Source organism: Neisseria sp. HMSC058F07 (assembly GCF_001810035.1).
Classification (GTDB): domain Bacteria; phylum Pseudomonadota; class Gammaproteobacteria; order Burkholderiales; family Neisseriaceae; genus Neisseria; species Neisseria perflava.
In genome coordinates, this window is record NZ_KV799677.1 from 1 (window position 1) to 21,404 (window position 21,404).

General features: G+C 52.6%; 20 protein-coding genes. All 20 read right to left on the reverse strand.

Annotation, left to right across the window (positions count from 1 at the left end; all coding sequences use genetic code 11):
- Window positions 1-246: 246 nt before the first annotated feature.
- The gene (locus tag HMPREF2696_RS05915) at window positions 247-477 is read right to left on the reverse strand and encodes a hypothetical protein (protein ID WP_049344603.1); all 231 of its coding nucleotides are present in this window, start codon (window positions 475-477) and stop codon (window positions 247-249) included.
- An 83-nt stretch (window positions 478-560) separates the two neighbouring features.
- The gene (locus tag HMPREF2696_RS05920) at window positions 561-2,426 is read right to left on the reverse strand and encodes a hypothetical protein (RefSeq protein ID WP_049344601.1); all 1,866 of its coding nucleotides are present in this window, start codon (window positions 2,424-2,426) and stop codon (window positions 561-563) included.
- Between the two features lie 11 nt (window positions 2,427-2,437).
- The gene (locus HMPREF2696_RS05925; protein ID WP_049344599.1) at window positions 2,438-2,815 is read right to left on the reverse strand and encodes a hypothetical protein; all 378 of its coding nucleotides are present in this window, start codon (window positions 2,813-2,815) and stop codon (window positions 2,438-2,440) included.
- 3 nt (window positions 2,816-2,818) lie between these two features.
- Window positions 2,819-3,736, reverse strand: a complete 918-nt coding sequence (locus tag HMPREF2696_RS05930) for a hypothetical protein (protein WP_049344597.1) — start codon at window positions 3,734-3,736, stop codon at window positions 2,819-2,821.
- Between the two features lie 102 nt (window positions 3,737-3,838).
- The gene (locus HMPREF2696_RS05935; protein WP_049344596.1) at window positions 3,839-4,297 is read right to left on the reverse strand and encodes a hypothetical protein; all 459 of its coding nucleotides are present in this window, start codon (window positions 4,295-4,297) and stop codon (window positions 3,839-3,841) included.
- A 130-nt stretch (window positions 4,298-4,427) separates the two neighbouring features.
- A complete protein-coding gene (locus HMPREF2696_RS05940; protein ID WP_049344594.1) occupies window positions 4,428-6,113 on the reverse strand; it encodes a hypothetical protein in 1,686 nt (561 codons plus the stop codon).
- 8 nt (window positions 6,114-6,121) lie between these two features.
- On the reverse strand, window positions 6,122-7,957 hold the full coding sequence (locus tag HMPREF2696_RS05945; RefSeq protein ID WP_239665353.1) for a hypothetical protein: 1,836 nt from the start codon (window positions 7,955-7,957) through the stop codon (window positions 6,122-6,124).
- 45 nt (window positions 7,958-8,002) lie between these two features.
- Window positions 8,003-8,413, reverse strand: a complete 411-nt coding sequence (locus HMPREF2696_RS05950; RefSeq protein ID WP_049344592.1) for a hypothetical protein — start codon at window positions 8,411-8,413, stop codon at window positions 8,003-8,005.
- A gap of 104 nt (window positions 8,414-8,517) precedes the next feature.
- Window positions 8,518-12,573, reverse strand: a complete 4,056-nt coding sequence (locus HMPREF2696_RS05955) for a phage tail tape measure protein (RefSeq protein ID WP_049344590.1) — start codon at window positions 12,571-12,573, stop codon at window positions 8,518-8,520.
- Window positions 12,574-12,682: 109 nt separating this feature from the next.
- Window positions 12,683-13,441, reverse strand: a complete 759-nt coding sequence (locus HMPREF2696_RS05960; RefSeq protein WP_049344588.1) for a phage tail tube protein — start codon at window positions 13,439-13,441, stop codon at window positions 12,683-12,685.
- Window positions 13,442-13,453: 12 nt separating this feature from the next.
- On the reverse strand, window positions 13,454-13,918 hold the full coding sequence (locus tag HMPREF2696_RS05965) for a phage tail terminator protein (RefSeq protein WP_049344587.1): 465 nt from the start codon (window positions 13,916-13,918) through the stop codon (window positions 13,454-13,456).
- 1 nt (window position 13,919) lies between these two features.
- Entirely contained in the window at window positions 13,920-14,351 is a 432-nt protein-coding gene (locus HMPREF2696_RS05970; protein WP_049344585.1) for a phage virion morphogenesis protein, read from the reverse strand.
- Between the two features lie 3 nt (window positions 14,352-14,354).
- Window positions 14,355-14,765 (reverse strand): phage protein Gp36 family protein, encoded by a 411-nt coding sequence (locus HMPREF2696_RS05975; protein ID WP_049344583.1) that lies wholly within the window; start codon window positions 14,763-14,765, stop codon window positions 14,355-14,357.
- Window positions 14,766-14,822: 57 nt separating this feature from the next.
- Entirely contained in the window at window positions 14,823-15,812 is a 990-nt protein-coding gene (locus HMPREF2696_RS05980) for a major capsid protein (protein ID WP_049344582.1), read from the reverse strand.
- Between the two features lie 22 nt (window positions 15,813-15,834).
- The gene (locus tag HMPREF2696_RS05985) at window positions 15,835-16,170 is read right to left on the reverse strand and encodes a hypothetical protein (protein WP_049344580.1); all 336 of its coding nucleotides are present in this window, start codon (window positions 16,168-16,170) and stop codon (window positions 15,835-15,837) included.
- Window positions 16,163-17,113 carry a hypothetical protein gene (locus HMPREF2696_RS05990; RefSeq protein WP_070588093.1) on the reverse strand — a complete coding sequence of 317 codons (951 nt, stop codon included), beginning with the start codon at window positions 17,111-17,113 and terminating at the stop codon, window positions 16,163-16,165. Before HMPREF2696_RS05990 ends, HMPREF2696_RS05985 begins: the two co-directional genes overlap by 8 nt.
- Before the next feature lie 430 nt (window positions 17,114-17,543).
- The gene (locus HMPREF2696_RS05995) at window positions 17,544-17,870 is read right to left on the reverse strand and encodes a hypothetical protein (RefSeq protein ID WP_049344576.1); all 327 of its coding nucleotides are present in this window, start codon (window positions 17,868-17,870) and stop codon (window positions 17,544-17,546) included.
- Complete coding sequence (locus HMPREF2696_RS06000; protein WP_070588096.1) at window positions 17,867-19,165, reverse strand: phage minor head protein; 1,299 nt, start codon at window positions 19,163-19,165, stop codon at window positions 17,867-17,869. The genes HMPREF2696_RS05995 and HMPREF2696_RS06000 overlap by 4 nt, the downstream gene beginning before the upstream one ends.
- A complete protein-coding gene (locus HMPREF2696_RS06005; protein ID WP_049344573.1) occupies window positions 19,152-20,597 on the reverse strand; it encodes a phage portal protein family protein in 1,446 nt (481 codons plus the stop codon). Before HMPREF2696_RS06005 ends, HMPREF2696_RS06000 begins: the two co-directional genes overlap by 14 nt.
- Before the next feature lie 50 nt (window positions 20,598-20,647).
- On the reverse strand, window positions 20,648-21,404 hold a 757-nt coding region (terL, locus tag HMPREF2696_RS06010), incomplete at its 5' end, for a phage terminase large subunit (protein WP_168162672.1).

A 21,404-nucleotide genomic window follows, 5' to 3' on the forward strand; every position in this document is an offset into this window, starting at 1 on the left:
ACTAAGGCGGCCTTAGAAGTCAATGCAGGCATACTCTGCTTGGCTGGCGTAACAGTGTTGCCGCACTGTTACGTCGCCGTCCCACTTATATTTAAAATCCTCCCCAAGGCCGCCTTATTCAGACGGCCTTTTATTTATATTTGCCTACAAATAGCGTAACTCTTTCGCTTTTGCGATGATACGTTCGGCGCATAATTATTTTATGACGTTATACGAAAGCAACGCCTGGCTGTACTGCACTTATCCTTATACGCCCAGCTCTAAAACAGTCGTATTGGGAGCCTGACCAAGGATACGGTTGCTCAAGACATCATAAAACACGCGCTGATTTAAAGCGGCTTGCCCGCTTAAAACAAGATTGCCGCCGCTTTGCGTTTGCGCCGCCCATGAGCCGCCGCCCAAATCGCCCGTTATTTTGGCAATGCCGCGCTGTTCGCGCTTGAGCAGTGCCGTCAGGTTTTGATACAGATTAGTCATTTTGTTATCCTCAACAAAAATATAAAAGGCCGTCTGAACATGGCTTTCAGACGGCCTTTAAAGCATCTTTAAACCAGCTTTAATCATTCGTCAAAATAGCGGTCTATCGTTACATTTTGAGTAACGACAGGGGCGTCGTTTTCGATTTTGACTTCGACCGACACACCAACCACCACGCCTTGCCAGCTCCCCGTAGGCTCATTGATTTGCCAAATCTCGCCTAAATTCGCCATAGGAACGGCGTATTTATCCGATACCGGCAAAGACACCGTTTCGCGTTTATGAACGCCAGTCTCGCTTAAAGCGGCGATACCGGCGGCAAGCAAGACCGGCTGGTCGGTATAAAGCGTATTGGTCAGCGCGGAGGCACGCGGCTCGCGGTTGCTGCCGTTGCGGTACACATCCGCGCCTTTGCCCTTGTTATGGCTCGGCCAAACATAAACCCCATTGGCACGCTCCGATACATTGCGCTGGCCGCTGATGCTGAAAATCACGCTGACAGGGACACTGACATCGGCAGGCGCATCGGAAACCTCCCAAGAAGCCTTTTTCCATTTAGGCTTAAAGCGGACAACAGGTCGGGCGCGGTCGCTCTCCACAAATCCCCCTGCGGCTTGAGCCAGCTCTTGCAAAACAGCAATCGGCGTTTTATCGGTCAACGAATACACATCTCCCGGAATCAACCAATCAACCATCGTCCAGCCGTCCAAATCCACGCCTGTCGGGCGTAAAACCTCCGTTGCGATTTGTTGCGCATAAATCGGATTGCGGTATGTACCACGGCCTTTAGGCGCATAGTCCGCGCCCAAACGGGCGGTAACACTGCGGCCGGTTACCGTATAGCTCTTTTGCCCGAAGCGGCGGTTGTCGCTGTAATCTTCCGCGATGATGACAAAAGTATCCGCATTGATTTGCACCTCGATTTCGGCTTCCCGGCCTTTCGGTCGGGCATCAGGATTAATCTTGGCGAAATCATCGGGCGAAACCGTCAAACTGCCTTGCCAACAATAACCGGCAGTGTCCGTCGTAAAGGACGCAGAAAACAGCCCAATCGGCTGGCCGTCAACCGTAGCCTTAATAATATTTTGCATGATATATCCGTCTAAAACAGGAGTGCTTACCGTATCAAAACAAGCAAACGGCAGCGGAATATGGCGCGCATCGTGTGCAATCTTTTTGCGGTAAAACCGCAGGTTCAGTCGGTTTGAAGGCGGGCGGATACCGCAAACATAAGTTTCAGGCACAGGCTCCGGCTCAACCGGAATCTCATAATACTCGCAAGGCACAGCCAAAGCAGGAAGGCTTTGCGGATGCGCACATCGTGCCAATACCGCCGCCTCGCGCACATCCGACACCAAACAATCACCAACCGGCGCGTCATCGGAAAACACACTCTCCGAACATGCTGCCAAAGCCTCGCCAAGACCCGCCGACGATTGATCCGCATTACAGCCACTTAAGAACAAATCATCGGGGAAAGCATCATGCAAACAGCCATCCAGACCATCCATTCCGGCCTGTACCGCCTGCATACACCCGGCAACCCAGTCAGACAAGCCGACCGTTTCATGCAGGCAGCTCTCCAATTCAGGCATATCCGAAAAGGCCGTCTGAAAACAAACCGCCTCCCCGATAGCCTCCGCCGTTATCCCCGACACTTGGACAGCCATGTCACCCAAATCATAACGACCGGCCGCGCACACTGCCTGCGTTGACACCGCCTGCTGCACAAAGCCCCACGCCCCTGAAACAGTCGCATAACCATCTGGAGGGCGGTACGGATTAGGCTTGGGCGGCGTATCGGGAATAATCTCGCCGCCATCCTCAATATGGCGTAAAGGCCGTCTGAACGCCAACGGCAAGAGCCTGGACGACGGACGGGAGCCAATCGCCAAACCGAAAGGCAAAGGGATACGCGACGAATCAGCATAAATTTTGTCTTCGGACATTTCAGACGGCCTCAACCGCCGCCGTCACGCTCGACATAAGGCTTAATAAAATCATAAGAAACAGGCTCGTATTGCTTTTTATAATCCGTCGCCACCATCAAATACTCCTCGTCTTCCTTGAGCCGGTCAAAGCGGTAGCTGCCGTCTTCCGCGCTCCAAGTATCGGCGATGCAGTACATATTAGGCCGGACAAACAGATAAATACGGCGCGAAGCCGGCTGACCGCCCACCGTAACAATGCCCGTACCTTCGCCGGCGATATAGCCGTGGCCGCCGTATTTCCAGTGCAGCGATTTGACAGCACGGCTTCGCCCAATGCGATTGACGTTTTTGCCGCGCAGCTTGCCACGTTTAACGGCAAGACGGCTGCGGAAAACATAATTCGGCATGACTTACAGCTCCCAGGCCGTGAGGTTTACCAAAAAAGAGCCCCCGCCAATTGTATTGATATACATAAATCTGTCTTCGCTATCGTCTAAATTGTCGTAAACCGTTCCCATCGAAATAACGTCTCCTGCGGGCATCGTTTCGCCAATTTTCATAAAGCCAGGTAGTAATCCGCGAATGGCATATTCATCACTACCAATTAATTCTTTTAGATAAATATCATCTGCTATGAAACCACCTGTAATAGGATTAGGATAGCTACCATAATTACCATCTACTTTACTTATAAGACTCATAGGATAAGGAGCATCTCCCTTATAATCACGCATCGGCACCACAAAAATAACAACTTCATTGCCACTGCCAAAAACAAAATTTTCATCTACATCTGACGCATATCCAAGCAGGGTATTCGCGGCGTCAGCCACGGCGAGACTGGAGAAATTGCCAAAAATAAAAAACGAGCAATAATCCTGCCATAAAATAATTAAAGTAAATGCGCGCTCATTTCCGACCACAACCCATTGGATCTTATCCCGGTTACTGTCGTCTTTTTTGTAGATGAAATTGTGAAATCCACTGCTGTTGTTAACCTTTTGTTTGACTTTCCCCGCCTTTGCCGATTTCGGCTCCAAAAGACCGCATAAATCAACGTATCTTGCACGGTTTCCATATTTTGAGTCATCCACCCCCAGCCACCACTTTGTCGCCTTCGGGTGCATACTGCGGAAACAGGCTTCTTGCGTCTTTTCAAACGCCATTTCCCAGCCCAGCCCGTCCTTGCGCTTATTGCCCTCGCCATAACCGGTAACCAGGCAGGCTTTTAAAATCGTTTTAATGCTGCCTGCCACCGATTCAACCTGCGGCGCACCCTCGTCATCCCAGCGGTAAACCTTTACCGGCACACGTTGCGTATCAAACATTTCAGACGGCCTTTCTTTTTACTTCAATAATTTAAAACCCCATTAAAACAAAAGCCCCGAAAATCGGGGCTTGGCATAGTTGCACTCAGAGCGATGATTCGCTTATTTTTTATTACAGGCCATCTCAAAAACCTCATTGCCAATACTGTCCTCCTGAAGAACCGCATATTTCTCGCCATCAATATAAACAAATCCTTTGTAACCGACATAACCGCCCATTGAATTTTTGCTATTGACCATGCCGCACACATGCTTTTTCTTATCCTTGCTGACTTGACCTGCAATCAAATCTTTAAATTTCACAGAATCAGGGTCTTTCATCATATTTCTAACAGCCTCTTTTGCACGCTCCAATAATTCGGCCTCTTCCTTTTCTGATTTCAATCGCAGCATCTCTTTTTTCACCTCCTCTTGCCGCTTCGCTTCATTTTCTGCTGCAATCTTTGCTTCATACTCTTTCTTAATCATCTCTTTTTTCTGATTATTCATATAAGCCCGACTAACAGCGGCTGCCATTAATATTGCCACAACCACCATCAGGATTTTCATGCCTTTCCCCATTTTCTCGCTTCCTTTCACTATTTGAATAAAGATTAAAAGGTTAGTTTTACAGATAAAAGGTATAAATGCAAATTAATTAACCATTTTACTTAAAGGCCCTCTGAAAGTGCTATTCAGACGGCCTTATCTTTTATTCGGCCACCGTATTGCCGCGCAAACACGCGGTAAAACCATCGCGGCCGTTTTGCTTGTCCGGCGAAGGCTGGACACTGCGCAAAATCCAAACGGGCAACGGCGTGCCGTAAGTATTGAAGCGGATACAGTTCTGTACCGACCAGCCGCCGCCGAATGCGGCCGCCTTTAGCGTGAAATAAGGCTTGCCGGTTGCCGGATTGGTCGGCGCAAGATCGGTCAAGGTATCGCTTTGAGCGACCAAGCCCAGCCGCTCGCCGTAAAGCTCAAATTGGGTTGCAGTAATGAATTTAATCAGCCAGCGCTCGGTAATCGCGCCGTTGCTGGCCAACTTAATCGGGTAGTCTTTGACATTGGTACGCGCCAAAATAGGTTCCCCGCGTTGCGCGTCACTCCACACATTGTCCCATGCCTGTTGCGAAAACGGCTCGGTAGCGCGCACCAGCAAATCGCCGCCGATCAGGGCGGAAGACACAAATGTATGCTCCTTCGGATAATTGCGCCCAATCGCAAACTGGAGTTTCAGACGGCCTGAAATATCGACGCCGGTCACACGGTTTTCCTCTTCCCATGCACAAACGGCAGTCAGCGGCAGGGTATATTGCGACAAGTCCAACGGCTCGGCAAAGGTAATGCTGCCCGCCTTGAGGTCTGCCGTGTATTTCTCGGCGAGGACGTGTTTGCCCTTACTGTCGACCAAGCAGAGGCGGTCGATATTTTGACGGTTGAGCGTTATTTTTTGAGCGGCGGTAAACGCGCTGCCCAAATCCTGCTTGAGCCGGTTTGAAATCACGATCATATCGCCTTTCCTAAACACGGGGACACGTCCGTCGGCAGGCAGGCGCACGGCATCAATGCCGATAATCGACGAATCCAAAGGCAGGTTGTCTTGTGTCACGGCGTTGTAGCGTAAATCTTCGGGGTAGAAACCCTCATCGCGCTTAATTTCGTAGAAACCTGTCTCGTAGTCGATTTTTCCCGTAATACCGCCGGTAATTTCCCCGGCGGCGTTGCTTCTGCCGACAATTTCGCCATTCCCCGCGTAAACGGTAAAGCTTTCAGGCTTGACCGGTGCGGCAGGTGTGCGGCCTGCATAGCCATAACCCTTGATCTGTGGCTGACGTACGATACCGCCTGTGATTTTAAGATTCAGGAAGGCAATACTACGGTCATTGATAATGACTTTACCGTCAGCAGTCAACGTACCGACTGCATCGCCCGAACCTCCTACTGCATTCCAATTCTTATAAAGCGTACCGCCTCGCTCGACAATCTCTGTCTCGCCGTCATGAAATGACCAGGTATCAAAAACACAGATGCTTCCCTGATCAAAGTCGCTCAAAACATTAAATAACAAGCCGCCGTTCAAGCTGCCACGACGTTTTTTTACTGAAGCTGGATCACTAGTCAGGTAATCTGCATACCAACTGACTATTTTTCCATAACGGTTTATTGTTTTGGCCTCAAGCAATTCTAGGTACTTATATTTTGTACCCAAAATATTTCCTTCGACTATCCGTCTTTCTTGACCGGCAACCTGTAACACCGTTTTAGGTACGATCATTGTCGAACCTACACCACTCACACCCTCGACTTTTCGACCGCCGATTGTGAACTCGCCATTTTTCGCAGGGTTGGCGGACAATACAATTTTAAAGCCGCCTGAACCAGTTTTGATTCCCATTACTTATCCTATCCCAATGCTGCCGCATAACCAGAATAACTGTTTGAAACAGTTGTACTTGTATATTCTTCAAAGCTTCCCAAAGCCGTTAAAGAAACAGTGCGCCAATCCGGTACTGCCGTACCTAGTGTGATATTCCACACCTCTCCTTTTTCCTCTGCGGTCAAGCCAAGACCATCAGCAAGGCCAACTTGAATACGATCAGGCTCATCACAAACATAATCAACTGAAGTAGAGTCAATATAAGCCGGCAATTTAATCGTGCCGTTCAAATAATCCACGTTGCCAGTTGCATCACCTGTTAATTTTCCTGCGCCATCGTCTTGCGCTCTTTTCTTACCGTTATTTTGCCAAGTAAGCACCAGCGTTCCCGGTTTAATTGAATGTCCCAGGGAATAAGTGCACTCCCCGTTTGCCGCTTTGGGCAGATTATTTCCGCCCGTCTTTCCGCCATCAAAAGACGTAAAACCAGAGGAGTCTCCCCATTGGAACACCAAGCGGCTGCCAACATCCGGAAGAGACGGTAGATTAAGCAATACACTGCCTGTTGCAGACGACACCGTACCTACACTTTTACCGGCCTCATCCCGTAATACGCCGTCGCCTGTATCTGTCAAAACATACCAAACTCCCAAAGCCATAAAAGACACTTTTAAACTACCCAAAGCAGGATTAGGTCTAAGCAGAGGGGCAAATGATGTACCGTGATTGGTTTCTTTAATTTCTACCGCAAAAGCATATCGCGCTGATGACGATTTAGCACCCGGAACCGCAGTTACCGTGTAATAACCTGTCGGCAAACCACTCAGACGCCCATGAGCGTAATCGGCATTGACGATATTGTCCCCGCTTTTAAGTTGACCGAAGCCATTGTCTGTGTAGTTCCCAATCTTGATACTGCCGGGTAAAACAGCCGAAGGCAAAGTTAAGGTTCCACTATCGACATGCCCCGCAAAAAGCTGTTTTTCCGGCGCAGCAGCGACCCATGCTTCCCCGGGAACCGGGTATTCATCCGCATAAGGTGTCTCGACTGTCGAAGTCGGTACAAGCTTTTCATAAATGCTTGACACCATCAGCGCGGCATCTCCTGCCGAAAGGCCGTCTGATACAGGTTTTACGCCATAATAAGCCGCGGAATCTGCCACTTGAGTTTCCAAAATTTTAACTTTAGGCGCGGCATACCCCTTAACCGGATAATCGACACCATCAAAATCTCGGGTCAACGGATTGCTGATTTCCATTTTGACTACACGGCGCGGCACTTCTTCGACCTCGCCGTTTGATTTTGGAATCTCGAAAATGCGCACCTCGTCTTCGATGTTGATAATGCGGAAATACTCTGTGATACGGCGCGTCATATTTTCAGTTTTATCCTCATATTGCAGACAATAACGCTCGCCGACCTTCGGCAAAGGAGCCTCTACGCGCTGATACGCCTGCACGAGACGTACACCTGCCAAATGGCGACCCAATAACGTCATGCGGCTCTCCACCGTCGGCACAGAATACGCCTCAATGCGCGGCATAATATCCGCGCGGCTCTCGCCGTAGTTGCGCGCCTTAAATGCCAAGAAAGACACGTTTTCAGAGGTCGGTGGCTCGGTAATGACGAAATGACCGCCGTAAAGCGGCTCGGAGTCGTTACGCAAAACAGCAGGGTACAGCAGACGCGCGTCCAGGCTGCCCATCGTGCGGTCAACGTCCGAGACAGGCGGAAAAATCTCGTTATCCTCGCCCGTCAGCGGCTGGCCGACCATCAAACCGCCGCCGTCAGGCGTATCGGTCATGCGCTGGCTGGGGTAAATCTGCAAATCCTGCTGCGTCAGGCGCGTTGTTTTTTCCATTTTGAAACCTTTTTAAATCCTGTTTAAACCTACTTTCAGACGAAATTAAAACGTCATCAGGCAGAGCTGGGCGGTGTATCGCTCGCTATCCGTTTCCGGCGTTGAGTAATGCACCGGCTCGACATTGTTCAAAGCCGCGTTGTGGGTACGCCAAATGACATTAAATTCGCGGCCGTCGTAATGAGTCAGCGTCATTTCCAACTCGGGGACGTCCGTCCAATCGCGCAACGTACGCAAGATACTCAAATCAAGCCACACCCAATCGCCCGACAGCGTAATCGGACGACCGTTAGCCTTAATGCCTTGTTGGATGACCAATCCGCCCGACAAGGTGCGCTGCGGAGCGGCCTGAGCTACCTTGCTCCATTCAAATTCATCGTCCCAGCGCATATCCTGCGGCAGATGTACAGCCACGCCGTTGTCTTTTCGCTTCAGTGTCCATTCTTGATTTGCCATTTCAGACGGCCTTTGCGTATTTTTCTCAAAACCCTATTAAAACAAAAGCCCCGAATATCGGGGCTTGGCATGGTTGCATTCAGATGGGTACAACCCCTCTGAAACTATGTTGCGCGTTTCAGGGATGCGTGCAAACTGTCCATAAAACCGTTAACAGCTTTTTCGGCAACCGCCTGGTCGCGTTGCGCCAAAATTTGGTTAAGCTTTTCCGGGTCGATATTAACCTGCGTATTGCCGATTTGTTGCAACCGTTGGGCGGCATTGCTGCTGCCCTGCGAACCTTGGTTGCGGACTCGCTCTTGCGCGGCAGATTCGGCGCGTTTGTTGCGTTGGCGGTCGTAGATTTGCTGCGTCAACTCAATTTGACGCTGATATTCGCGTGCAACGTCGGTTTGTTTGAGGCGGTTGGCGTTATCGAGTTTTTGCTTCAGCTCGCGGATTTTTCTTTCTTGCTGTAAAGAATAAACCGCCTCCGTATTGCCATTAAGCTCGGCAAGCTCGGCCTCAAGCGCGCGGGTTGCATCATGCGCTTCTTGGCGCAGGGCATTCAGCCGGCGTTGGGCATCGGATATCGCATTGCGAAATTTGGTCAGCTCAGTGTTACCCAACTTGTCGGCAGCGCGAGAAGCTGCACTGGCCGCATCATTCAGGACATCTTGAGTAAGTGCACCCTTGGCCGCCGCTTCGTTCAGCCGTTGCATGGCGGCGTTTGCGCCATACAGCTGCTGCGTATAGTCCTTCATTTGTGCGGCTCGGAATGTGGCCTCCATGCCCAGCTTAATGCCGGAGAACTTCCGATTCATCAAATCCAGCTGCTCATTATTTAGCTTGTAAAATCCTGCCGTTTGCGTCAGGCGGTAGCCGTAGTCGCTAAACGATTTAGATGCATTTGCCGCCGCTTTGGCTGCATTGTCTGCCTCCGCTGCCGCTTCTTTGTTGGCTGTCGCCACTTTTCTGACCGATTGGGCATGGTTTTCCGCCGCTTGCGAGCCTTTGTCATGCGCGGCTTTCGCGGCTTCGCCTGTTTTAGCGGCAGTATCGTTCAGCCCTTGATAAGCGGCTTTGGCTTTTTCCGCACCGCCCGACGCCGCGTCGCCCAACCGGGCAAGCTGCTCCTGCGTCAACAGTGCCGCGTCGCCGCTGGCTTTGAGCTGGTGTTGAAACTCGGCAAATTCCTCTTTGCTTTTAAGTTTGCCCATCATAGCCTCAAAGGCTGCCTGTATCAGCTTGGCATCTTTTTGGCCGGCCGCCGCCGCTTCTGTCGAGGCCGTCTGAAAATCAGCAAATGCCTGCCGCGCATCACTGCTGATTCCCGTCATCACGGCCTTGCTGTCCACGCCGAGTTTGGCGAAGGCGTCGGCAACCTTGTCAGTCGACTCCCTTGCCGTATCTCCGATTTTCTTAATTTCTTCGGCCGTCAGCCCGGATTGCTTGCCTACCTTTTCCAATTCGGCCAAAAGAGCATCGGTTGATTCTTTGCTGTCCATCTGCTTGAGCGCGGCTTGAAACACTCGGCCCATCTGCTCGGCATCATTACCAAACTGAGAGGCAACACGCGAAAAATTGGCAATACCTTCCGCCGCCTTTTTGCTCATGCCGGTGGTTACTTCTTCCGCCGTCAAACCCAAAGCCTCAAGGGCTTTTTGTGCTGCGGCAAGCTCGCCTGTATCTGCGCTGATTTTGACGTTTTTTTTGTCAAGTTCGGCTTTCAGTTCGGCGGTTTTGGTACGCACGTTTTCCAGCTTGATTGCCAATTCGCTGTAAAAGTCGCTGGTTTCACGACCGTCGGCACGCAAGGCGGCCATACTGTGTTCCAACGCTGACAACTCTGTTGCAGACGCACGATATTCGGCTTGCAGGGCTTTGACGGCGGCTGCCTCTTCTTCGGCAGCTTTTTTCTTGGCGGCGGCGGCTTTTTCGGCAGCTTCCTGGGCTTTTTTATCCGCTATCTCCAACTCACGCTTAATTTGGGCTTCGGTTTTAAAAAACTCGTGATACTTGTCGAGACCGCCGGTGGTAAACAGGCTATCCAAAATAGCAGGAATACGGGCGAGGTTATCGCCGAAAATTTTTGCTAAATCCGTGTTTTCGCGCAGCCAGCCGCCCACACCACGGCCGACCTCAAAAGCCGCAAACAGTAATCCGGCATTGGATGCCGCCGTCTTGAGATTTTGAGCCAACGCTCCTGCAGCCGCCGCACCATTGCCGAAACCGTTACCGGCAGCAGCGGATTTGAGTGCGATGCCCAGCTCTCGTGCAGCGACAGTGGTCGACAGGATGGATGCTTTGGTTGCTTCAATTCCGACACGCTGGGTCGCAAATGATGCTGATACCGCACCACCAGTCAGGCGGACAGCCGCCTCATAAGCCTTGACTGCAACTGCGCCTGCTGCAAACAGCGTGGCAAGTTGCGTCAAACCTGGAAACTCTTCGGTAATCGCTCCGATTGCGCTTGCCACACTGCCGGCCGTACTCGCCAATAGAGACACCAAAGGCAGCAGCTTTTCGCCGACCTCGATGGCAACGTTGATGATTTCCTGCTTGGCTTTGTTGATTTGCGCCTCGCTGGTGGACATGGCGTTTGCCACCTCTTTTTGCATCGCGCCAACGACTTGCCCCTTGTCAGCGACCAAACCTAAAGCCTTTTCGTATTCGCCCAGCGAGCCGACCAAGAGGGCAATGTCGTCGCTGTATTCCGTGCCGAAGAGTTGCGAGAGCATTAGGGCGCGGCTTTGTTTGTCCAAGCCTTCGAGTTTGTGCAAGAATTCCGTTAAAGCCTGCTGCGGATTGGCGGCGATATTGGCTGCCATCTCGTCGGCAGACGTACCGATGCCTTCCAAGGCCGCCTGAAATCCTTTGCCCTGGCTTTGCGCGGTTTGCAATTTTTGCAGCATAGCATTGATGGCGGTCGCCGCCACTTCGGGCGGTTTGCCCAAGGCGATAAATGCGTCGGCAAGCGCGGCAGCTTCGTCGGCGGCCAGTCCGAACTGCTTGGCCGTACCGCCGATACGCGCCATTGCGGCGACAATGTCTTTTTCTCGTGCGGCGGTATTGTTGCCCAAAACGTTGATGGCATCGCCGAGCTTTTCCACTTCGCCGATTGGGAGTTGGAACACGTTGGCAATCGTCGCGGCGGCATTGCCTGCCTCTTCAGCGGTCATGCCGAAGGCAACCGACATCTTGGACGCGATGGCGGTAAATTCCGACAACTTCTCAATCGGGATGCCGAGCTGTCCGCCCGCTGCGGCAAGATCCGCCATTTCGGCGGCGGAAATGCCCAATTCCGCGCCCATTTTCTTCAGCTCGTCTGAAAGTTGGGCGTACTGCTCGTCCGTGCCTTCGGCGACTTTTTTCACGCCCGCCATAGCGGTTTCGAACTTCATTGCCTCGCGGGTGGCAAACGCCAAGCCGCCCGCACCGCCGACCAAGCCCTGAATCTCCGAAGCAACCTCGGCAATAGACGGCTTCACACCTTTCAGGCTGGCTTCAAGTTCGCGCACCTTGCCTTCCTGCAACTGCGCCGCCCGGGCTAATTCTTCATGCGAGAGTGTGCCGCTGTTTTTAAGCAATTCGTAGGCGTCTTTGGTCTTTTGGATTTCCTGCCGTGCTTTGTCGTCGGTATCGATGCCAAGCTGGATTTTTGCATCAGCAATGGCTTTTAGGGTTTGCGCTTCGGCGGTCAGGCGGTCTAGCTGCGCTGTTGCGGCGGCAGATTCGGACGACAGGCGCGCCTCTTCGGCGGCAAGATTTTTGACGGACACGCCCGACACCGACATCGCATCGCGGGCGGCATACAGCTTGCCCGTTAGCTCGGTTTCGCTTTTTGCCAGGCGTTCGGATTCGGCACGCAGTTTTGCCAAATCGGCCTGCTGTTGCTGCGTACCGCCGCCGCGCATGGATTTCTCCAACGTCGCGGTCAGCTCGTCCAGTGCACGCATTTCTTTAGCGGTATTGTCCAATTCCGCCGACAACGCCTTATATTCTGCAATTGCCGCCTGTTGCGCTTGTGCTTTAGCCAGCGTTGCGCCCAGCTCTTTCGCTTCGGTGGTCAGCTTGCCCGTATCTATGCCCGCCGCCTCGATGGACTGCGCCAGCGCGTCGATATTTTCAACGCCGGACACGCCTGCCTTAATCTCTAAACCTGCCTGAATATTCGCCATGATTTAATCCTGTTTTAAAACCCGTTTAAAAAAGGCCGTCTGAAACCTGCCGCCGCTGCGCCTACACGCAGAAGCCAGTTTCAGACGGCCTTTGTTTATTACCGAATCTTTAGTTGTTGTACGACGTGAAGGAATAGGTCGAGGTCTCGCCCGAAGCCAATACCGCCGTGCCTTTAAATTCGGCTTCGTTGAAGTCGTCGCCGAACCAGTCGATACTGCCGTCCGCCGCCAGTACGGCATGGGGGATATGCAGGATGCCGGTCTCGCCGGTAACGCGGTTGCGGCCGTCGACGTAGATTTCCAAGTCCAATTTAGACAAGGTCGCGGCAGAGACTTTATAGCCGCCGGAATCGCGGGTTTTGTAGTCGACGGTGATGTTTTCGCCGTCGTTGACAGTATCTGCGACCGGCAGGATGGTAATCATGCCCAAGGTGGCATTGATGTCCAAATGCTTGGCATCGACATTGGCGTTTGACTTGTTTTTGACTTTGACGGTAGCCGGATCGATATTGCCGTTTGCCAGCTTGTACGCCATGCCTTTTTTGCCGATGGTCACGGTCTCGCCGGTAACGGTCTGCGCCGTAGCCGCGATGACGGCGGCTTCGCCCATCAGGGCAAGCGCGAGGTTGTCTTTGTCGAAGGTGTCGAGTTTCAGGCCGATTTCGGTGGGCTTGACGGTTTTCAGGCTGTCAAGTGCGCTGCCGTAAGTGCCTTTTTGCTTGGATACGCGCTCTTTGGTTTCCACGCTGGTTTGCGTGGTCAGGGCAGTGGTATTGCCGATTTCGATAAAGCCAGAGCCTTTTTGATTGAGGTTGCGCACCTTAACGTCGCCCTCAAAGATTAAGCCGTGGTCGTTTTGTTTTGCCATGTGGCAGCTCCTTTAGTTTGCCGCCTGCACGGTGTCGCAGGCGAATGAAATAGGGTAAAAGGCAAAGCCGTCGTTGTATTCGATGGATGGCGAGGCGATGCGGCGGAAGGGGGTAACGGCATATTCGTCGCCCGCATCCCAGCCTGAAAACGCCTGTTGGATTGCCGTCAGGGTCTCGCCGACCTCGTACAGCGTGGATTTGCCGTTGGCGGTGTAGCTTCGCGCGAGGGCGAAGGTAAAGTGCAGCGTCGATTTGAGGAATTTGCCGTTTTTCGCTTCGTCGGCAAAGGTTGAGCCGCCGTAAACGACATAGACCGCGCCGTCCAGCGGGGCGGCTTTGCGTTTCGCCGTGCCTTGGGCGAGCAGCTCGGCAAGTTCGCCGATCTCCTTGACCGCCTTAATGCCTTTGACGGTTTTCAGACGGCCTAGGATTTCGGGATAGACCGCCAATAAGTTTTCATGCTGTTTTAAAGCCATATCAGACAATCAATCCTTCCAGCCAATCGGACATCAATTCGTCGATGTCCTGATAATCTTGCGAAGACAAGCCCAAAAACGGACGCGCCGGCATGGTTTTCGTGCCTTCCTGCACATAAACCGAGTAGCCCATTACCGAGCCGGTAATCACGCTTTTTGCCGATGCCTCGTGCGTAATGCTTGCCAAGAGGTTGCCGTGGTCCACCAAAATCCCGCCGCGTCCGTTTTTGGCTTGTGCCGTAGCGGGGGATACGTCCGCCCAGCGTTTGCCGTCGGGCGCGGTTTTGGTTTCGGCGATACGGCGGCGGGTCGAAAATTCGAGGATGCCGCCGATAGCGCGCAAAGGCTCTTCAAGGCTGCCGTTCAACCTGCCCGACAGGCGGTTCAGGCTTTGGGCGATACGCGATAAGTCGTGTGATACCGTAATCCGCATCGCTTACTCCTTCAGCCATTCCCGCAAATCGGGTTCGGCATTGACATAAACGGCACACGTTGACGGTCTGCGGTCATCCGATACGCGGCTATCGTCCAGCATATTCGGATTTTTGACGACCATCTTCAGCCAGGCGATTGCCGACTGATAACGCTCCTCCACAATGCCTGTTACCGCATCGTCGTAGAGGTAGTAGCGGGCAATGTCGCAGACTTTGATTTTCAAAACCTGCGGCGCGGTGTCGTTGGTAAAAAACAGTTTCGCCGCCCGAAGGTAGCTTGCCGCTTCTTCTTCCGCATCGGCAATTGCCGCCGCCATCACCGCTTCGTCTATTGTCTCGTAGTTCTCATGATTCGACCGTTCCGCCATTTCCTGCTCGCCGAAGCGGGTAATCATGTCTTGGATGGTAATCATGCCGTCCTCCGTTTTCAGACGGCCTTTTTGTTGCCTTAAAGGCCGTCTGAAATCCGTTTAAGACATGGTCAGCGTTGCCAACAACTCGGGGCGCAGTGCAATCGGCAATGGATTGGACTGCATATGCAGGCTCCAGCCTTTGTCATGCTGCAATTTCTCGCGGCTGGCGTAATACGGCAGGGCGCGAGTGTTGACGGTCGCGGACATATCGGCGGGCGCGAAATACTCTTTGTAGAGATTACGGCCGACCGGCAGCAGAATGGCTTTGTCCGCACCGATGTCGGCGTCGCTGCCGAAGTGGTTGGCGTATTCGATAAAGCGGATGCCTTTGTGGATAAATTCGGTCGGATTGAGCGTATCGCCCTCGCGGTAGGCGCGTGCCTCATCGTAGCGTTTGTACACTTCGAAGATGGACTTATGCTCTTTGAGCGCACTTAAAAACTCCATGCCGCAATAGACAACCCAGCCGCGCACTTGCGCACCGTTGAATTTTTGGCGTTGTTCGGACAAGAGTTTGTCCAATACCGCGCCGACTTTGGTCGTGTCTTTCGACAATTCGATGTTTTGCGTTTTGCGTGTAACGCCGAAATCGGTGTTAATGTCCAAAATCACGCTGCCGTCCGCATCCAAAATCTTGCCTTGCAACGCGCCGAGCATCAGATGCTCGCGTGTGTATTCGAGGTCGGATTTGCCACCGGCCAGCTTTTCGTTGACCTTGTCCATGACGGTTGCGGCTTGGGTCGTGCCGAAAGCACGCAGGTTTTGTACATCGTCCGCGCGGATAACGTCGTTAACCGGCAGGTGTGGGATTTTGACGGTGTGAATTTTGCGTTTCGGGCTATCCACTGCCTGACCGGCCGTGCCGCGCTCTTTGCTGGCAACCAAGCTGACTTTGCCGTCTTGGAACTCAATGTCGGCATAAGTGGTGGTCAGGTATTCGGGTTCGAAAATACCCAGCTCGCGGATTTGGCTTGCGCCCGGGTCGATTTTGTTGACGGCAGTGGTCAAAGCCTGCACGCCAAACTTGCTGTTATCGGATAAAGGCATATTTTTTCCTTATTTCAAATAATTAAACGTCAGATGCACCGAATTTCGGTAGGTTGACGTAAACAATCCCATACGCGTCGCCTTCTTTTTTCATATCCGCGTCGGACCCGAATGCTGCCTTAGCTTGGATAAGAATATCCTTACACTCGATGATGCAATTGAAAGGTTGAACAATAACTTTCCCATCAGCCTCATCTGTTAAAGCAACAAGTTTTTTCTTGCGTAGCGGATACGTCACAAAACTACCCGCTTTAGTACCGGCATCCGCAGCAACAGCCACACGCGTCAACGGCGTTGCTTCGTATTTCAAAAAATCGGAGACAACAGGGCCGAGGATTTCGGTTTTGGCTTTAGACATAAGCGCCTCCCAATAAGCCTTTGTGGCTGGCTACGGAAAACTTGCCCTCCGCCTCGCCGGTGTGTTCGGATTCGCCTTTGCCTGCGCCTTCGCTCAACAGCGCGGCCGGTACGGCAGACGGGGTGGCTTTCGGCGTCAAATCGGCAATCATGGCTTCCGCCGCTTCGATATCGGCAGACAAAAGTACGGTCATGGTTGCGTCGGACAAGCCTTCAAACTTGCCGTCTTCGCCTTCCTTGAAGCCGGCGGCGGACAATTTCGCCTTGACTTGGTTTTTCTTGGCAGCCGCTTCGGCTTCTTTCAGCTTTTTCTCGGCTTCGGCTTTTTCAGCCTTGAGCGTATCGACTTCCGCTTTCAGGTTGTCAAACGCTTGCTTTTCTTCGGGTGTCATAGATAACTCCAAAGGTTGTTTAAAAATATCCGGCAAGGGGCTGCCGTCCGACAACACCACCGCTTCCGTCTCGCCATCTACGCCGACGGCGGTAAACGATACTTCGCGTATCGCACAACGACGCAGGATGACGGCCGGCCCGGTTACCTCGTTGCCGTTGACGGACAATACTGCGCCCGCCGCCAGCTCCTCGTAGGATTCCGCCTGCGCGTAAACCGACATTTCCCACGGAAAACCTTGGTCGGCGGCTTCGGCAATCTGCGTGCCAAACTCGTTGGACAACAGACTGCCTTCCGCAATCAGGCCATCCGCCGTTACAGACAGGCTGCACACGCCCGCCATCTTGACGGGGGAATGTTCCAACAAGACGGGGACGGACGCTTTGTGCGACAGCTGGGCCAAATCGACGACTGTCTGATAACCGCCGTAGCCGAACGGCTTGCCCGAATTGGCAACGCCTTTAAAAGTACGCACCTTGTCGGCACCGGTCGCCAGGGCAACCGGCAGCGCGGCGGACAATTTGATTTTGAGGGGGGTGTTGTTCGTATCCATTGCTCCATTTTGCCTTGCCAAGTTCAAAAAGACGGACGGCAGGATTTCACTTCCCAATCCAAATGCAAAAGCCGCCCAAAACCCGAATATCAGGTTTCAGACGACCTTTGAAAATCCTCATGCGTAAAATATGAAAATACCCACTTTAAAACCGCTTTAGAATCGCGTTAGATTGATTTTCGAGATTCTGACGGGGGTTTGTCTATCTTCGGCATCCGACCCGCCTAAAATCGCAAATTTGGGGCATATCCAAAAACGCAGACGGCAGCGGTTTAAAAAAACGTTTTCAGGGGGCTTTTAGGGCTGCGTCAGATTGCATTTAAACTCTCGGACATATCTTTGCCTATCCTGACCGATAAAACGCGCTTAAACGTGGAATTTGAGCGTTTATGAAAAAGGCCGTCTGAATCGGTTTCAGACGGCCTTCGGGTTATACAGGTTTAAATCTCGGATCGGCTTCCAGGGCGGTTTTTAAAGCCGCTTTAAACGGCTTCACGGATTCCAGCCGGTCGGCACCCTGCATAATGAGATTATAAATAGCACGATAATATTTTTCCGGCGCGGCATGGATAGAAAAAACTTCCCAATTACTGTATTCAAATTCTTCCGCATATTCCGGCGCAATTTCATACATGGCAGGGGTCATATAAGCGAACAAATCCGCACACGCTCCTTTGTTCATCTCCACTTCGGCCCAATGGTATACATCATCATCCTGTTTGATTGCACGGATTGTCATTCCGCTAGGCGTACTCATTTTGATTCCTTCACTAAAATTCTGATTTTATTCCTTTGTACTTCGGGTAATGATAGCACATACTGAAGCACCCGATGTCGATTCGTCAGATTTAACGCCGAAAAATCAAGCGGTACAATATCAGCTTTCTGCAAATGCTCTTGGATGGTTTTCATCTGTCCGCTCCAGATTTCGTCCGTTTTCTGAAAATAATGATTCATCTTTTCAAGCTTAAACGGCTCTGTAACATACATGAAATCCAAACGCAGCCACTTTTCTTTCGGCAGATTCGGATCGGAAATCAAATAATCTGCAGGTTTCCTGCCATCCGTTTCACCCAAATCAAACACCTCCAGCCTGTCTCCGGTTGCCTGCTGCCAAGCTGCCGCGGCTTCGGCTTCATAAACAGAAATATTGTTGCCGCCTGATGCTTTTGCCGCCAACCGTTTTACTTCCTTCTCCGACACCTTATCCGACAAAGCCAACACCGCTACTTTATCAGACGGCACGCTGTACCGCTTGTCCAGCCACGCTTCGCGCTCGGCAATCATGGCGGCCAGTGCCTCTTCGCCGTTTCGCTCGCCAAACAGCGCGTCCATTGCGCCCAATCGGTCGCCGTGATTGTGTGCAAAGCTCGGCGTGATGTCGTCGGGAATCAATACCGTTTGACCTGTGCGCGGATTGGTAAACTCGACCATATCCACATCAGGCTCGCCGCTGATGCCCTCGCGTTCCGCCTGCCGACGGGTCAGCGCGGAAACCGAGCATTTGCAGCCATAGCCGTTGGGCGGGAAGATGACTTTCCAGATGTCGTGTTCGACGGGCAAAATCAGCCCGGAGTAGCGTTTATGGCTGTCGCGCGGATGCCCGGCGGCGGAATGGTTGTAGCGCAAATACGGCAGGGCTTTTTTGTTTGCCTGTATCCGTTGCCACTGCCCCGCCGCAAAGGCGGTTTGCATATTGGTATTAAAGATGGTTTTCAGACGACGTGTACTGCCAAGCTGTACCAATTTCGGTTCGCCGTCCAGCGGGTCGGTCATTACTTGCTCGCCCCACCAGCCTTTCGCCATCAAATACGGTTTTAAACGCTTTTTAAAATCGGCGAATGCCGTGCCGTTTTGCTGCGCGGATTCGATGGCATCTTTGACTTCGGCGAGCATATCCGCGTCCATCATCTTGGCGACGGTAAACGCGAGGCTGTGCTGATACAGCCATACGTCGTAATGCGAAAACCCGGGCAGGATTTTCTTAGCCTTGAAATGCTCGAAAGCGGATTTATCGACCAGCCCCGCGAAGTTGTATTCAATCCCGTCCATCGCCTGCTCCGTCAACCCAAGCCGAAAGGCCGTCTGAAACCAAACGCTGGATCAAGAGATTGTCGCCCTTGCTCAAATCAAGTTCGGACAGCTTCGCCTCAAATTCGGCGTAGTCTTTGCAGCTTTCCAGTAAACCCAACACCGCCTCCATTTTCGGTCGGGCGATTGCCTGCTCCGCCGTATCGGGCGCATTATGGGCAAGGCCGTCAGACAGGCGCAGGCTGAATTTGGCGGGCGCAGGGTTTTCAGACGACGCTTTCGGGTCGCGCAGCTCGAAATGTTCCGGCTCAAAGCCCAAGATGTCGCGATAGTAGGTTTCGGTCAACACGAGCTGCCCCGTATCCATATACATCTTGTCGCGTTCGGCTCGGGTTTTATCAACCTTGATTTCGTCTTCAAACTCAAACCATACGCCTTTGGGCGCATTAATCGGCTTGCCGTAGGCGTTGTTGACCATCACAAGCGCGTCGATAAAGTGCTGTGCAGCGCGGGAGAGCAGAGCGAGATACGCGCCGATACGCTCGTCGCGGTTGTTTTCTTCGGTTTCCTGACTGGCGCGGCTGGCGGTCTCAAGGTCGCTGGTTTTGACCTTGCCCAACAGCGTTTTTTGGATGCGCACATTGGCGAGGTTTTCCAATCGGCGGAATGCCTGACCGTCCGCGCTGTTTTGCAGCATCATCACATCGTCTTCGCGTTCGATGCTCAATGCGCCGCCGCTCACAAAACGGTAAAAACGGCTCATGAAACTGTCGTGGTCGTCGTTGCTGTTGGCTTGGATTTTGGCAATCAAATACGGCTGGGCGTAGCGCGTGATGAATTGTGCCGCATAAATAAAGCCTTTTTTACGCAACGCAACCGGCGCATACAGCCGCGCCGCCGCCATTTCGCCCGCAGGATTGGTTGAAGTGGCGCGGTGGGTAATAAAGAGATACAGCACGTCCGTATTGCAGGCTTCCTCACCGCCGCTGCCGCGATACACCAGCGAACCGTCGCGGTAGGGAACGTATTTCGCCAATTCGCCGCTTTTGTTGCTGATATGCTTAATCGTCAAAAAGCCGTCGGGTTCGGGCTGATAAACGTACCGACCGACACCATAGCCGCCCAGACGCGCCGTCAGGACGATTTCGGCAAGCGCGGGCAGGTGGCGTTTAAGCGTTTTCCATAGACGGTCTTTGTCTTCGTCGCTCAAGTCCTCGCCATAAATGCGCCACGCCTTGTTCTGCATGGCGGAATGCAAATCCTCCAAACAGGCAGCCACCTCATCGTCGCCCGACACCGCATCCAACGCCTGCTGTCTGTCCACGCCGAGACGCGAAAGCAGCGCGTCCGTGCCCTCCATATTGGAAAACAGGCTTTCCAGCGCATCTTCGGTCGCGCTCGTCAATGTCTTGATGGCGGTTTTCCGCGTTGCGCTTTTAATCAATCCGAACATATTTCTTACTCCGAAAGGCCGTCTGAAAACGGTTTCAGACGACCTTAAAATCACATTTCCAACATCGGCGCAGGTAAATCAATCGCACGTGCTCTGTTTGACACATTGCCCGTTGTTGCCGCCATCCACAGCATATGAAGCGCATCGGGTCCATCGTCGTGGTCGGCTTTTGGGAAGTGGCGCAACTGGCTGATTAAGGTCTTTTGGTCGGGTTTGAGCAAAATCAACCCGTTTGCCATGTGTGGCTGCAAAGTCTCAATCCGCAACATCTTGTCCGATGACGGCTTGATACCGCGCACGGGGATATGCACACCCGACCGCGCCCCGCGCTTAATCAGCTCATCCTTGAGAAACTCTTGGAATTGCACCGTCTCCACCACCCACAAAACAGGCTTGACCCGCGCCTCTTTTTGGATGCGGATCACGTCCTCAATAATCAAATCGGGCAGGCGTTTTTTTACTTGGGCAACGGTTACGAACAGACGGCCTGTTGATTTCTGATAACCGCCGACCAAAATCGCCGACGGGTCGCGCCCCGCGCCCGCTTTACCCAATGACGGGTCGAGTGCGCCGTAGTACACCAAATCGTCCGGCAACTCCGACCAGTATTTGATGTTTTCGGCAAACGGCGCATCTTCGCCACTGACCGGGTCGTTTTGATACTCGCTGTCAAATGTCGCATGACCGTCGCGGGCGCGGATTTTCATCAGCGCCAACACGCCGCGAGCCGCCCAGCTTGTTTGCGCGCCACGCTCCATCTCGTCTTTATTGGCGAGGTAAAACGCCTCGGCCACCGTCTCGCCGTCG

Excerpts from the sequence above, each read along its gene's own strand:
- HMPREF2696_RS05915 (WP_049344603.1), bottom strand. The coding sequence starts at position 477 with ATGACTAATCTGTATCAAAACCTGACGGCACTGCTCAAGCGCGAACAG.
- HMPREF2696_RS05920 (WP_049344601.1), bottom strand. The coding sequence starts at position 2,426 with ATGTCCGAAGACAAAATTTATGCTGATTCGTCGCGTATCCCTTTGCCT.
- HMPREF2696_RS05925 (WP_049344599.1), bottom strand. The coding sequence starts at position 2,815 with ATGCCGAATTATGTTTTCCGCAGCCGTCTTGCCGTTAAACGTGGCAAG.
- HMPREF2696_RS05930 (WP_049344597.1), bottom strand. The coding sequence starts at position 3,736 with ATGTTTGATACGCAACGTGTGCCGGTAAAGGTTTACCGCTGGGATGAC.
- HMPREF2696_RS05935 (WP_049344596.1), bottom strand. The coding sequence starts at position 4,297 with ATGGGGAAAGGCATGAAAATCCTGATGGTGGTTGTGGCAATATTAATG.
- HMPREF2696_RS05940 (WP_049344594.1), bottom strand. The coding sequence starts at position 6,113 with ATGGGAATCAAAACTGGTTCAGGCGGCTTTAAAATTGTATTGTCCGCC.
- HMPREF2696_RS05945 (WP_239665353.1), bottom strand. The coding sequence starts at position 7,957 with ATGGAAAAAACAACGCGCCTGACGCAGCAGGATTTGCAGATTTACCCC.
- HMPREF2696_RS05950 (WP_049344592.1), bottom strand. The coding sequence starts at position 8,413 with ATGGCAAATCAAGAATGGACACTGAAGCGAAAAGACAACGGCGTGGCT.
- HMPREF2696_RS05955 (WP_049344590.1), bottom strand. The coding sequence starts at position 12,573 with ATGGCGAATATTCAGGCAGGTTTAGAGATTAAGGCAGGCGTGTCCGGC.
- HMPREF2696_RS05960 (WP_049344588.1), bottom strand. The coding sequence starts at position 13,441 with ATGGCAAAACAAAACGACCACGGCTTAATCTTTGAGGGCGACGTTAAG.
- HMPREF2696_RS05965 (WP_049344587.1), bottom strand. The coding sequence starts at position 13,918 with ATGGCTTTAAAACAGCATGAAAACTTATTGGCGGTCTATCCCGAAATC.
- HMPREF2696_RS05970 (WP_049344585.1), bottom strand. The coding sequence starts at position 14,351 with ATGCGGATTACGGTATCACACGACTTATCGCGTATCGCCCAAAGCCTG.
- HMPREF2696_RS05975 (WP_049344583.1), bottom strand. The coding sequence starts at position 14,765 with ATGATTACCATCCAAGACATGATTACCCGCTTCGGCGAGCAGGAAATG.
- HMPREF2696_RS05980 (WP_049344582.1), bottom strand. The coding sequence starts at position 15,812 with ATGCCTTTATCCGATAACAGCAAGTTTGGCGTGCAGGCTTTGACCACT.
- HMPREF2696_RS05985 (WP_049344580.1), bottom strand. The coding sequence starts at position 16,170 with ATGTCTAAAGCCAAAACCGAAATCCTCGGCCCTGTTGTCTCCGATTTT.
- HMPREF2696_RS05990 (WP_070588093.1), bottom strand. The coding sequence starts at position 17,113 with ATGGATACGAACAACACCCCCCTCAAAATCAAATTGTCCGCCGCGCTG.
- HMPREF2696_RS05995 (WP_049344576.1), bottom strand. The coding sequence starts at position 17,870 with ATGAGTACGCCTAGCGGAATGACAATCCGTGCAATCAAACAGGATGAT.
- HMPREF2696_RS06000 (WP_070588096.1), bottom strand. The coding sequence starts at position 19,165 with ATGGACGGGATTGAATACAACTTCGCGGGGCTGGTCGATAAATCCGCT.
- HMPREF2696_RS06005 (WP_049344573.1), bottom strand. The coding sequence starts at position 20,597 with ATGTTCGGATTGATTAAAAGCGCAACGCGGAAAACCGCCATCAAGACA.